The following is a 12,497-nucleotide window of genomic DNA, read 5'->3' as shown; positions in this document are numbered from 1 at the left end:
CCACGGTGCGGACCGCCCCGCACGCGAAGGATTTGGTAGACCCGGGCTACCACTGGAACGAGTTCTCGTTACAGTGGAGGCCGATACGGAGATGGGGAGCCCATGACTCAGGTGACGCAGGTGACCGACCACGGCGGGGGCGTCCACAGCATCAAGGTCCCCATCCCCGACAACCCGCTGGGCCACACCCTGGTCCACCTCGTCGACACCGACCGGGGGCCGGTCCTCATCGACACCGGCTGGGACGACCCGGCCTCCTGGGAGACCCTGGTCGCCGGGCTGACCACCCTCGGTACCGCCGTCGCCGACATCCACGGCGTCGTCATCACCCACCACCATCCCGACCACCACGGTCTCTCCGGCCAGGTCCGCGAGGCGTCCGGGGCCTGGATCGCGATGCACGAGGCCGACACCGCGATCGTCCGGCGCACCCGGGAATCCGAGCCCGGCACCTGGCTCGACTACCTCACCCGCAAGCTCGCCGCCGTCGGCGCGCCGGAGGAACACCTCGCCCCGTTGCGCGCCGCCCGCAGCGGAGGGCGGCCGCGGCCCCTGCCCGGTCTGCGCGCCGCCCTGCCCGACCGGGAGATCGTGCCCGGCGAGCTGCTCGATCTCGCCGGGCGGCGGCTGCGGGCCGTCTGGACCCCCGGACACACCCCGGGGCACGTCTGCCTCCATCTGGAGGAACGGCATCCGGCGGACCTGGCGGGGCACGGGCGGCTGTTCTCCGGGGACCATCTGCTGCCGGGAATCAGTCCGCACATCGGGCTGTACGAGGACCCCGACGACACGACGGTCACCGATCCCCTCGGCGACTACCTCGCCTCGCTGGAGCGGATCGGCCGGCTCGGGGTCGCCGAGGTGCTGCCCGCCCACCAGTACGCGTTCACCGATGCGGGCGGGCGGGTGCGGGATCTGCTGGACCACCACGAGGAGCGGCTGACCGGGCTCCTCGCGCTGCTCGCCACGCCCCTCACCCCGTGGCAGCTCGCGGAGCGGATGGAGTGGAACCGGCCCTGGGAGCAGATCCCGCACGGCTCGCGGTCCATCGCCGTCTCCGAGGCCGAGTCCCATCTGCGGCGGCTCGTGAAGCTCGGCCGCGCGGAGGCCGTGCCGGGCGGGCCCCCGGTGACGTACATCGCCGTCTGATCACCGCCTGGGCGCACGCCCCGGCCACGCCCCCGGCCCCCGGCTACGGACCGGTAGAGTGGGCAGGTCGTCATCATGCCCGTACAGGGGGAAGCCGGTGCGAATCCGGCGCAGTGCCCCAGCCGTGACCCGTCCGCCCGACGGCAGCCGGACCGCCCGCCGCGGAGCGTGACCGGCTCGGGCCACCGGAACCCCGGTGGCCGGCACCGTCGAGGCATACGGGGCCGGAGCCCGGGGACCTCGTGTGCCCGGGGAGTTCCGGCCCTCGCAGGAGAGGCCCAGCCAGCCATGACCGTACGCCGCAGCGCAGCCGCGCTCGCGACCACCGCCGTGCTCCTGGGCGCGGCCGCACCTGTAGCGGTCGCCGCGCCGAGTCCTTCCCCGTCGGCGGAGCTGCCGGCCGGGCTCTACGGCACCACGGACCCCACCTACGACGGGGTGTGGCGGCAGTCGCTGGCCTTCCTCGCGCAGAAGATCGAGTACGTCACGCCGTCCACCGCCGCCGTCGACTGGCTGGTGGGCCAGCAGTGCGACAGCGGCGCGTTCACCTCGTACCGCGACGCCTCCAAGCCCTGTGACGCCTCCACGGTGATGGACACCAATGCCACCGCCGTCGCCGTGCAGGCCCTCGTCGAGATCAACCAGCGCCGCGATGACGCCAACAACGGGGCCGACTGGCTGAAGTCCGTACAGAACGAGGACGGCGGCTGGGGCTACAACCCCGGCAGCCCGAGCGACGCGAACTCCACGTCCATCGTGATCGGCGCGCTCGCCCGGACCGGTGTCCCGGTCAACGAGCTCACCACCGCCGACGGCAGCACCCCGTACACCGCGCTCCAGTCGCTGGCCATCCCGTGCGGGGACGAGGACGGCGGCGCGTTCGCCTACCAGCCGGGCAAGAAGGGCGAGCTGACCGCCAACCTGGACGCCACCGCGGCGTCGGTGCTCGGCCTGATGGGCAAGGGCATCGCCTCCGGCACGTCCAACGCGGTCAAGGACCCCTCCTGCACGAAGGGCGACGACCTCAGCCCGGAGCAGACCGCCCAGAACGGCTCCTTCTTCCTCGCGGACACCTTGAAGAAGTCGCCGTACCTGGAGCAGGCCCCGATGCCGGGCGCCGAGAACACCGAGCCGCAGCCCGACTACGGCAACACCGCGGACGCGGTCGTCGCGCTCGCCGCCTCCGGACACACGGACAAGGCCGAGGCCTCCGTCGCCTGGCTCCAGAAGAACGCCACGGAGTGGGCGAAGCAGGGCGGCCCGGCCGCCACCGCACAGCTGATCCTCGCGGCGCACGCCACCGGCGCGGACGCTCGCAGCTTCGGCGGTGTCAACCTCGTCAAGCAGCTCAGCACGATGGGCCCCGCCCCGGCCGCCACCGCCCTCCCCTCGCCCACGCCGACCGGCCCGCAGCCCTCCAGCGGCACCGACAGCGACGACAGCGGGCTGAGCCTGGGGTGGCTGATCGGCATCGGGCTCGTCGCCGGGGCGGGCATCGGCTTCCTGTTGAGCATGCGCCGGAAGAAGCAGCAGCCGTGAGGCGTACGCCGGTCCCGGCGCGACCGCGGAACCCCGCCGCCGCACGGCTTCGGAATCCCGCCGTCGCGCGGCTGCGAAATCCCCTCGTCGCCCTGCTGGCCGCCCTGGTCGCCGCCTCGGCCGTCCTCCTCGGCGCGGGCAGTGCCGAGGCCGCCGGTTACCGCTACTGGTCCTTCTGGGAGGGCAACGGCAAGAGCTGGGAGTACGCCACCCAGGGGCCGTCGCTGCTGCGCCCGGACGACGGTGCGGTCCAGGGCTTCCGGTTCGCCGTGAGCGAGGACTCGGGTGATGCCGCACAGCCGCGCCGCGCCCCCGACTTCGGGGCGATCTGCGCGGACACCCCGGCGAAGGACGGGCAGAAGCGGGTGGCGCTGGTGATCGACCCCGGTACGGCAGCGGACGCCCCTGACGGGGAGAAGCCGCCCGCCCCGCGCACGGCGTGCGCGCAGGTCGCACCGGACGCCAGCAGCGCTGAGGCGCTCGCGGCGGTGGCGAAGCCGCTGCGGTACGACAGCAGCGCCATGCTCTGCGCGATCTCGGACTACCCGAAGTCGGGCTGCGGCGAGCAGGTGTCCGGCGAGGACGGCAGCGCGAAGCCGTCCGCCCCCGCGAAGACGGGCGACGCGTCGAAGCCTGCCGACGACTCGGGCGACGGGTCCTCCGAGGGAGCCGGCGGTCCGTCCGTCGGGCTCCTCGTCGGTCTCGGCGCCGTCCTGCTGCTGGGCGTCGCCGCCGTGGTCCAGGCCCGCCGCCGCCGGTGACCGCCTCCCCCGCCCCGGCTCCGGCCCGGCTGCTGCGCCGTGCCCTGCACGCCCCCGAGGCGGATCGCGGCAACGCGCTGCCCGCCGGGGCGTGGTGGCTGTGGGCGCTGGGTCTTGCCACCGCCGCGTCCCGGACGACGAACCCGCTGCTGCTCGGGCTGCTGGTCGGGGTGGCGGGGTACGTGGTCGCGGCGCGGCGGACGGATGCGCCGTGGGCCCGTTCGTACGGCGCGTTCGTCAGGCTCGGGCTGTTCGTCGTGGCGCTGCGGCTGCTGTTCTCCGTCTTTCTCGGTTCGTCGATCCCCGGCTCTCACACGGTGTTCGTCCTCCCCGAACTGCCGCTGCCCGACTGGGCGCAGGGCGTGCGGATCGGTGGCCGGGTCACCGCCGAACAGCTGGTCTTCTCGCTGTACGAGGGGATGAAGCTGGCCGCGCTGCTGATCTGCGTCGGCGCGGCGAACGCGCTGGCCAACCCGGCGCGGTTGCTGAAGTCGCTGCCGGGTGCGCTGTACGAGGCGGGGGTCGCCGTCGTGGTCGCGATGACGTTCGCGCCGAACATGGTGGCCGACGTGGTCCGGCTGCGCACCGCACGCCGGCTGCGGGGGCGGCCGACCGGAGGTGTGCGGGCCGTGGCGCAGATCGGGCTGCCGGTGCTGGAGGGGGCGCTGGAGCGGTCGGTGGCGGTGGCCGCGTCGATGGACGCGCGCGGGTACGGGCGTACGGCGCAGGTTCCGGCCGCCGTCCGGCACACCACGAACGTCCTCACCCTGGGCGGGCTGCTCGGGGTGTGCGCCGGCACGTACGGGCTGCTGGCCGCGCAGGGGGCGGTGTACGGGCTGCCGTTGCTGCTGGCCAGTCTGGTCACGGCGATGGCCGGGCTGCGGCTCGGCGGGCGGCGCTCGGTGCGCACCCGGTACCGGCCGGACCGGTGGGGCGTTCGGGCGTGGCTGGTGGCGTGCTCGGGTGCGGCGGTCGCGGCGGCGATGATCTGGGCGGGCGCGGTCGATCCGGACGCGATGCGCCCCGGTGTCGTACCGCTGACCGCTCCGGTGCTGCCGCTGTGGCCCGCCGCGGCGGTGCTGGTCGGGCTGCTGCCCGCGCTGGTGGCCCCCGTGCCGCCGTCCTCGTACGGAGCCGGGAAGCCATCCGCGTACAGGACCGGGAAGCCGTCCGCGCACGGGACCGGGAAGCCATCCTCGTACGGAGCCGGGAAGCCATCCGCGTACGGGACCGGGAAGCCGTCCGCGCACGGGGCCGGGAAGCCGTCCGCGCACGGGGCCGGGAAACAGGCTCGTATCGGCAAGGAGCAGGCGTGATCAGGTTCGAGCGGGTCTCCGTGCGCTACGAGGGCACGGAGCACCCCACGCTGTCCGACGTCGATCTCACGGTCCCCGAGGGTGAACTCGTCCTGCTCGTCGGCCCCTCCGGTGTCGGCAAGTCGACTCTGCTGGGTACGGTCTCCGGGCTCGTCCCGCACTTCACGGGCGGGCTGCTGTCGGGCCGGGTCACGGTGGGCGGCCGCGACACCCGTACGCACAAGCCCCGCGAACTGGCCGATCTGGTCGGCACGGTGGGTCAGGACCCGCTCGCGCACTTCGTCACGGACACCGTCGAGGACGAGCTGGCGTACGGCATGGAGTCGCTGGGTCTCGCCCCCGACGTGATGCGCCGCCGGGTCGAGGAGACGCTCGATCTGCTGGGCCTGGCCGAGCTGCGCGACCGGCCGATCGCGACCCTGTCGGGGGGCCAGCAGCAGCGGGTGGCGATCGGTTCGGTGCTCACCCCGCACCCGAGGGTGCTGGTGCTGGACGAGCCGACCTCCGCGCTGGACCCGGCGGCGGCCGAGGAGGTCCTCGCGGTGCTCCAGCGGCTGGTGCACGATCTGGGCACGACCGTGCTGATGGCCGAGCACCGGCTGGAGCGCGTGGTGCAGTACGCGGACCAGGTCGTCCTGCTGCCCGCCCCGGGCGCCGCCCCCGTGATGGGGCCGCCCGCCGAGATCATGAAGGTGTCGCCGGTACGGCCGCCGGTGGCCGAGCTGGGACTGCTCGCGGGCTGGGACCCGCTGCCCCTGTCGGTACGGGACGCCCGGCGCGGGGCGGGCGGGTTGCGGGAGCGGCTCGCGGTGGCGTCGCCGCCCGTGCCCCCGGAGGCGCCGTCCGGTCGGTCCGTCGCGCCCCCGCCCGTGGCGCACGCCCCCCGGCCCGGCCGGTTCGCCCGGCTCCTGGGGCGTGGGGCCGACGCCCCGGCCGCCCCGGTCGCCGATCCGGTCACCCGGGTCGACGGGCTCGGGGTGCGGCGCGGCCGGGTCGAGGCGCTGCGACGGGTGACGCTCACCGTGGCCCCGGGCGAGACGGTGGCCCTGATGGGCCGCAACGGGGCCGGCAAGTCCACGCTGCTCGGCGCGCTCGTCGGCATGATCGAGCCCACCTCGGGCACCGTGCGCGTCGGCGGCCTGGCCCCGGCCCGGACGGACCCGCGGGCGATGGTGCGCCGGGTCGGCCTCGTACCGCAGGAGCCGCGTGATCTGCTGTACGCGGACACGGTGGCCGCCGAGTGCGCCGCCGCCGACCGGGACGCGGGCGCGGCGGAGGGTTCCTGCCGCGCGCTGGTGTCGGAGCTGCTGCCGGGCGTCGCGGACGACACCCACCCCCGGGACCTCTCCGAGGGCCAGCGGCTCGCCCTGGCCCTGGCGCTGGTGCTGACGGGCCGCCCGCCGCTGTTGCTGCTGGACGAGCCGACGCGTGGTCTGGACTACGCGGCGAAGGCCCGGCTCGTCGGGGTGTTGCGCGGCCTGGCGGCCGAGGGGCACGCGATCGTCCTGGCGACGCATGACGTGGAGCTGGCGGCCGAGCTGGCGCACCGGGTGGTGATCCTCGCCGACGGGGAGGTCGTCGCGGACGGCCCGACCGGACAGGTGGTGGTCTCCTCGCCCGCGTTCGCTCCGCAGACGGCGAAGATCCTGGCCCCGCAGGAGTGGCTGACCGTGTCCCAGGTGCGTGGCGCGCTGGAGGCGGGAGCGTGAAGGCGATGACGGACGTACGGGAACGGGCTCCCCGGCCCGTGCGGCTCGGGCCGAAGTCGGTCGCCGTGCTGCTGCTGACCGGGGCCGTCGGTGTGGTCGCCTTCGGGTGGCCGCTGCTGGCGGACGCCGGGTCCGGGCTCGCGCACGCGAAGGACGCGCCCTGGCTGTTCGCGGCGCTGCTGCCGCTGCTCGTCGCGGTCGTGGTGGCGACGATCTCCGAGTCCGGGATGGACGCGAAGGCCGTCGCGATGCTCGGGGTGCTGGCGGCGGTCGGGGCGGCGCTGCGCCCGCTCGGCGCCGGGACGGCGGGCCTGGAGCCGATGTTCTTCCTGATGGTGCTGAGCGGCCGGGTGCTGGGCCCGGGGTTCGGTTTCGTCCTCGGCTCGGTGACCATGTTCGCCTCGGCGCTGCTGACCGGCGGGGTCGGGCCCTGGATGCCGTTCCAGATGCTGTCGATGGGCTGGTTCACCATGGGCGCGGGGCTGCTGCCGGGAGCGGACCGGCTGCGCGGGCGGGCCGAGTTGGCGATGCTCGCGGTGTACGGGTGCGTGGCGGCGTTCGCGTACGGCACGGTGATGAATCTGCAGGGCTGGACCATCATCGGCGGTCTTGGATCGGGGATCTCGTTCGTCGCGGGCGACCCGCTGCACGAGAACCTGGTGCGCTTCCTCGCCTACTGCGCGGCGACCTCGCTGGGCTGGGACCTGGGGCGGGCGGTGCTGACGGTGGTCCTGACCCTGACGCTCGGCCCGACGCTGCTGAAGGCGCTGCGCCGGGCCACCCGTCGCGCCGCCTTCGACGCGCGCGCCGTGTTCGGGGAGCCGGAGGAGCTCGGGAAGGAGCCCGGGAAGCACCCCGGGAGGGAGCCCGGGGGGACGGCCCCGGGTCCACCGTGAAGTGCCGTTACGTGGTCACAGCCGCTGAATGATCGTGCCCGTCGCCAGGGCCCCTCCCGCGCACATCGTGATGAGTGCGAACTCCTTGTCGCGGCGCTCCAGCTCGTGCAGGGCCGTGGTGATCAGCCGGGCGCCCGTCGCGCCGACCGGGTGGCCCAGCGCGATCGCGCCGCCGTTGACGTTGACCTTCTCCAGGCCGTCGAGGTCCGCCTCGAACTCCTGCGCCCAGCTCAGCACCACCGACGCGAACGCCTCGTTGATCTCGACGAGGTCGATGTCCCGCAGCGTCATGCCCGCCTTGCCGAGCACCGCCCGGGTCGCGTCGATCGGGCCGTCCAGATGGAAGTGCGGGTCGGAGCCGACGAGGGCCTGGGCCACGATCCGGGCCCGGGGCTTGAGCTTCAGGGCCCGGGCCATGCGCTTGGAGGACCACATGATCGCGCAGGCCCCGTCCGATATCTGCGAGGAGTTCCCGGCGGTGTGGATCGCGCTCGGCATGACGGCCTTGAGCCCCGCGAGCGCCTCCATCGAGGTGTCGCGCAGCCCCTCGTCCCGGTCGACGAGCCGCCACATGCCCTGGCCGGCCGCCTGCTCCTCCTCGGTGGTCGGGACCTGGACGGCGTACGTCTCACGCTTGAACCGCTCCTCCGCCCAGGCGGCGGCCGCCCGCTGCTGGGAGAGCAGCCCGAGCGCGTCGACCCGCTCCCGGGTCAGGCCGCGCTTGCGGGCGATGCGCTCGGCCGCCTCGAACTGGTTGGGCAGGTCGACGTTCCACTCGTCGGGCCAGGGCTTTCCCGGGCCGTGCTTGGAGCCGCTGCCCAGCGGCACCCGGGACATCGCCTCGACGCCACAGCTGATGCCCACGTCGATGACCCCGGCGGCCACCATGTTGGCGACCATGTGGGAGGCCTGCTGCGAGGAGCCGCACTGGCAGTCGACGGTGGTGGCGGCGGTCTCGTACGGCAGGCCCACGGTCAGCCAGGCGTTGCGGGCCGGGTTCATGGACTGCTCACCGGCGTGGGTGACGGTGCCGCCGACGATCTGTTCGACGCAGTCGGCCTGGATGCCGGTGCGGCCGAGAAGTTCACGGTAGGTCTCGCCCAGCAGATAGGCGGGGTGCAGATTGGCGAGTGCGCCTCCGCGCCTGCCGATGGGAGTGCGTACGGCTTCGACGATGACGGGTTCCGCGGCCATGAGCTCGTCCTCTCCTCGCGCTTCCGCAGGGGGCGTCCCGGCGCCCGCGGAAGAAACTAGTACGCGTTCTAGTTCTACTGGCAGTCTCGTGACGGCGGCCCGGCTGCGCAAGGGGCGTGCACGCACCGCGCGTGCGCCCCTCCAGCGGCACGGCGGGCGCGCACTGACGCCCGGGGCAACAGATCCGGCCACGGCTCTTGCCACTTGTAGAACTCGTTACTACCTTGCGGGCAACTTCTGATGGAGCGTCAGACAGTCGCGGCCGCCGGACGGTTCGCCGACTGTTCCGGAGTGGAGAGGTGCCCATGCGCTGCCCCCATCTGCCCGACGGGTTCGACTTCACCGATCCCGACCTCCTCCAAGCCCGCGTGCCACACCCGGAGTTCGCCCTGATGCGGGAGACCGCGCCGGTCTGGTGGTGCACCCAGCCCCGCAACATCTCCGGGTTCGGCGACGAGGGCTACTGGGCCGTCACCCGTCACGCGGACGTCAAGTACGTCTCCACGCATCCCGAGTTGTTCTCCTCGAACACCAACACCGCCGTCATCCGCTTCAACGAGACGATCAGCCGCGACCAGATCGACGTCCAGAAGCTGATCATGCTGAACATGGACCCGCCGGAGCACACCCGGGTCCGCCAGATCGTCCAGCGCGGCTTCACCCCGCGCGCGGTGCGCTCCCTGGAGGCGGCCCTGCGCTCCAGGGCCCGCTCCATCGTCGAGACGGCCCTGGCGTCCGCCGACGCCGGCGGCTCCTTCGACTTCGTGACCAACATCGCGGTGGAGCTCCCGCTCCAGGCCATCGCCGAGCTCATCGGCGTACCGCAGGAGGACCGTTCGAAGATCTTCGACTGGTCCAACAAGATGGCCGCGTACGACGATCCGGAGTACGCGATCACCGAGGAGGTCGGCGCCGAGGCGGCGATGGAGATCGTGGCGTACTCGATGAACCTGGCGGCGGCCCGCAAGGAGTGCCCGGCCCAGGACATCGTGAGCCAACTCGTCGCGGCGGAGGGGGAGGGAAACCTGTCATCCGACGAGTTCGGGTTCTTCGTGATCCTGCTCGCGGTGGCCGGGAACGAGACGACCCGCAACGCGATCAGTCACGGCATGCACGCCTTCCTCACCCACCCCGAACAGTGGGAGCTCTACAAGCGGGAGCGCCCGAAGACCACGGCCGAGGAGATCGTGCGCTGGGCGACCCCGGTCGTCTCCTTCCAGCGGACCGCCACCGAGGACCTGGAGCTGGGCGGTCAGCGGATCAGGAAGGGCGAGCGGGTGGGGCTGTTCTACTCCTCGGCCAACAACGACCCCGAGGTGTTCGACGGACCGGAGGCCTTCGACATCACTCGCGACCCCAACCCGCACCTCGGGTTCGGGGGCGGCGGCCCGCACTTCTGTCTGGGCAAGTCGCTGGCCGTGATGGAGATCGACCTGATCTTCAACGCCATCGCCGACGTGCTGCCGGACCTGCGGCTCCTGGAGGACCCGCGGCGGCTGCGTTCGGCCTGGCTCAACGGGATCAAGCAGCTCCAGGTGACGACGGTCGCGGCCACCTGACACCGGCCACCTGACACCGGCCGCACGGCGCCGCCCGGGTGGTGGGCGGCACCGGGCGGGCGGACCACGGGAGGACGCGGCGATCCATGCCGAAGGGGTGCCGGGACGGTTTTCAGCCGTCCCGGCACCCCTTCGGCCTGCTGCTACTTGCCGCCGACCCTTTCGGCGGGTTCATGCTCCGGTACGAGGGCGGGTTCGGCCGATTCCGTGGCTTCGGCCGATTCCGTGGCTTCGGCGGCTTCGGAGGCTTCGGCCGCTGGTGGCTCCGCCGGTTTCGACGGCGTCCCGGTCACCTGCTCCTGCCCGGTCACGAGCTTCCGCGGCCCCGACAGCAGATAGGTCAGCCCGAAGCCCATCGCCACGACGAGTGCGCCGCCGGCCGCGTCGAGCACCCAGTGGTTGGCGGTGGCCACGATCGCGGCGATCGTGAACAGCGGGTGCAGCAGGCCGAGCGCCTTCATCCAGAGCTTCGGGGCCAGCATCACGATGACCACACCGCACCACAGCGACCAGCCGAAGTGCAGCGACGGCATCGCCGCGTACTGGTTGGTGACGGTGGTCAGCGTCCCGTAGTCGGGCTTCGCGAAGTCCTGCACCCCGTGGACGGTGTCGATGAAGCCGAGGCCGGGCATGAGCCGGGGCGGGGCCAGGGGGTAGAGCCAGAAGCCGACGAGCGCGAGCAGCGTGGCGAAGCCGATGGACGAGCGGACCCAGCGGTAGTCGGCGGGGCGGCGCGCGTACAGCACACCGAGGATCGTCAGCGGGACGATGAAGTGGAACGTGGAGTAGTAGTAGTCGAAGAACTCACGCAGCCAGGCGATCTGCACGACCGTGTGGTTGACCCAGTGCTCGATGTCGATGTGCAGCCACTGCTCGATGGCGTGGATCTGCCGGCCGTGCTCCTCGGCGAGCGGGCGGCCCGCCCTGGCGGCGAGACGGACCTGGGCATAGGCGTCGTAGACGACCCGGATGAGCAGGAGTTCCAGCAGCAGGTTGGGGCGGGTGAGGACCCGGCGCCAGAACGGCAGGAGCGGCACGCGTCTCCAGCGCGCCGCGACCGGTTTCGCGTAGTCGGTGGGGACCGGGTGCTGCCAGTACGGCGAGGTGCGGGGCACGAACGGGGCGAGGCAGGCCGCGCCGAGCGCCACGAGGAGCAGCACGTTGTCGCGGACCGGGAAGAGCGCCTCGATGTTCGGCAGCAGCATCGTGCCCGGCAGGGTGACGACCAGCAGCACCACGGACGGCCAGACCAGCCGGTCGGAGGCCCGCTTGCCGACCTTGCCGACGACCGCGAGGAGCACCCAGAGCAACTGGTGCTGCCAGGCGGTCGGCGAGACGGCGACCACGGCACAGCCGGTCACGGCCACCGCGAGGAGCAGCTGCCCGTCCTGCGCGTACCGCACCGCGCGCCGCAGTCCGACGACCACGACGGCGGCGGAGAGCACGAGGAACAGGGCGATCTCCACGGGGCCTTCGAGGCCGAGCCTGAGCAGCGCCCCGTGCAGGGACTGGTTGGCGAGGCTGTCCGGCCGCTCCCCCAGTCCGGCGCCCGCGAGATGGTGCACCCAGTACGTCCACGAGTCCTTCGGCGCCGCAGCCCAGGCGGCGGCCGTGGCGAGGGCGAAGGTCACGCCCGCGCTCAGCGACGCCTGCCGTCTGCCGGTCAGCCAGAGCAGGGCGGCGAAGAGCAGCAGCACCGGCTGGAAGGCGGCGGCGAGACCGACGAGGACGCCCGCCGCCCGGTGCTCCCGGACGACGAAGCAGGCCAGGAGCACCAGGAGGACGGGCAGGATGCTGGTCTGGCCCAGGTGCAGGGCGTTGCGGACCGGCAGCGACAGCATGAGCAGGCTGATCGCGACGGGGGCCGCGAGCAGGGCCGTCCGGCGGCCCACCGGCGAGGGCAGGGCCCGGGCCGCCACGATGCCGAGGGCGACGACGAGCAGCAGGGACCCGAACGTCCACGCCACGCCCAGGGCCTCCTGGGCCGAAGCGGTGAGAGGTTTCAGGACCAGCCCGGCGAAGGGCGTGCCGGTGAACCGGCCGCTGTCGTACAGCGAGCCCGTCACGTGCAGGACACCGTTCTCCCCGATCCAGGTCTCCAGATCGAGGAGCCGTTCCCCCGGTGGCTGCCGGAGCACCACCGCCACCTGCCGTACCGCCAGCACGGCCACGACCAGCCAGAGCAGGGCCCGGATCAGCCCGGCCCCCCCTCCCGTGTCCGTCGCCGCGTCACCGCGCACACTGTGATCCGCATTCACCACGCTGCGCCGCCCCTCCCACCGTTCCATGCATCGCCCCTTCGATTGGGGGCCATGCCGGATGAAGCCTCGCATTGCCCTACGAGGTAGACACAATCAACCCCCTCTTTGCCTGA

Annotated in this window: 9 protein-coding genes; 7 read left to right on the top strand and 2 right to left on the bottom strand. The window is 73.0% G+C overall.

Going from position 1 to position 12,497, the window contains the following annotated elements; all coding sequences use genetic code 11:
* Positions 1-102: 102 nt before the first annotated feature.
* The 6 genes from ACIQRW_RS11240 to ACIQRW_RS11215 all read left to right on the top strand — a co-directional run bounded on the left by ACIQRW_RS11240 (position 103) and on the right by ACIQRW_RS11215 (position 7,370).
* Positions 103-1,149 carry an MBL fold metallo-hydrolase gene (locus ACIQRW_RS11240; RefSeq protein WP_403757531.1) on the top strand — a complete coding sequence of 349 codons (1,047 nt, stop codon included), beginning with the start codon at positions 103-105 and terminating at the stop codon, positions 1,147-1,149.
* A gap of 288 nt (positions 1,150-1,437) precedes the next feature.
* Complete coding sequence (locus ACIQRW_RS11235; RefSeq protein WP_403757529.1) at positions 1,438-2,688, top strand: prenyltransferase/squalene oxidase repeat-containing protein; 1,251 nt, start codon at positions 1,438-1,440, stop codon at positions 2,686-2,688.
* Complete coding sequence (locus tag ACIQRW_RS11230; RefSeq protein WP_403757527.1) at positions 2,685-3,449, top strand: SCO2322 family protein; 765 nt, start codon at positions 2,685-2,687, stop codon at positions 3,447-3,449. Before ACIQRW_RS11235 ends, ACIQRW_RS11230 begins: the two co-directional genes overlap by 4 nt.
* Entirely contained in the window at positions 3,446-4,765 is a 1,320-nt protein-coding gene (locus ACIQRW_RS11225; RefSeq protein ID WP_403757524.1) for an energy-coupling factor transporter transmembrane component T, read from the top strand. Before ACIQRW_RS11230 ends, ACIQRW_RS11225 begins: the two co-directional genes overlap by 4 nt.
* The gene (locus ACIQRW_RS11220; protein WP_403757522.1) at positions 4,762-6,474 is read left to right on the top strand and encodes an ABC transporter ATP-binding protein; all 1,713 of its coding nucleotides are present in this window, start codon (positions 4,762-4,764) and stop codon (positions 6,472-6,474) included. Before ACIQRW_RS11225 ends, ACIQRW_RS11220 begins: the two co-directional genes overlap by 4 nt.
* 5 nt (positions 6,475-6,479) lie before the next feature.
* On the top strand, positions 6,480-7,370 hold the full coding sequence (locus ACIQRW_RS11215; RefSeq protein WP_403758407.1) for an ECF transporter S component: 891 nt from the start codon (positions 6,480-6,482) through the stop codon (positions 7,368-7,370).
* A gap of 15 nt (positions 7,371-7,385) precedes the next feature.
* Here the strand turns inward: ACIQRW_RS11215 and ACIQRW_RS11210 are convergent, their stop codons facing one another.
* A complete protein-coding gene (locus ACIQRW_RS11210; RefSeq protein ID WP_007459261.1) occupies positions 7,386-8,564 on the bottom strand; it encodes a steroid 3-ketoacyl-CoA thiolase in 1,179 nt (392 codons plus the stop codon).
* Positions 8,565-8,869: 305 nt separating this feature from the next.
* On the opposite strand from ACIQRW_RS11210, the gene ACIQRW_RS11205 reads away from it, so the two are divergent.
* Positions 8,870-10,123 carry a cytochrome P450 gene (locus ACIQRW_RS11205; RefSeq protein WP_403757518.1) on the top strand — a complete coding sequence of 418 codons (1,254 nt, stop codon included), beginning with the start codon at positions 8,870-8,872 and terminating at the stop codon, positions 10,121-10,123.
* Between the two features lie 143 nt (positions 10,124-10,266).
* On the opposite strand, the gene ACIQRW_RS11200 is transcribed toward ACIQRW_RS11205, so the two are convergent.
* Positions 10,267-12,411, bottom strand: coding sequence for a bifunctional glycosyltransferase 87/phosphatase PAP2 family protein (locus ACIQRW_RS11200; protein WP_403757515.1), 2,145 nt, complete (start codon positions 12,409-12,411; stop codon positions 10,267-10,269).
* Between the last annotated feature and the right edge of the window lie 86 nt (positions 12,412-12,497).

Source organism: Streptomyces sp. NPDC091287 (genome assembly GCF_044768525.1).
Classification (GTDB): Bacteria; Actinomycetota; Actinomycetes; order Streptomycetales; family Streptomycetaceae; genus Streptomyces.
Note: the sequence above shows the minus strand (reverse complement) of the source record. Positions and strands in the feature narration are given on the sequence as shown.

Bases quoted from the DNA above. Each gene is read 5' to 3' on its own strand.
- ACIQRW_RS11240 (WP_403757531.1), top strand. From the start codon at position 103: ATGACTCAGGTGACGCAGGTGACCGACCACGGCGGGGGCGTCCACAGC.
- ACIQRW_RS11205 (WP_403757518.1), top strand. From the start codon at position 8,870: ATGCGCTGCCCCCATCTGCCCGACGGGTTCGACTTCACCGATCCCGAC.
- ACIQRW_RS11210 (WP_007459261.1), bottom strand. From the start codon at position 8,564: ATGGCCGCGGAACCCGTCATCGTCGAAGCCGTACGCACTCCCATCGGC.
- ACIQRW_RS11215 (WP_403758407.1), top strand. From the start codon at position 6,480: ATGACGGACGTACGGGAACGGGCTCCCCGGCCCGTGCGGCTCGGGCCG.
- ACIQRW_RS11200 (WP_403757515.1), bottom strand. From the start codon at position 12,411: ATGGAACGGTGGGAGGGGCGGCGCAGCGTGGTGAATGCGGATCACAGT.
- ACIQRW_RS11235 (WP_403757529.1), top strand. From the start codon at position 1,438: ATGACCGTACGCCGCAGCGCAGCCGCGCTCGCGACCACCGCCGTGCTC.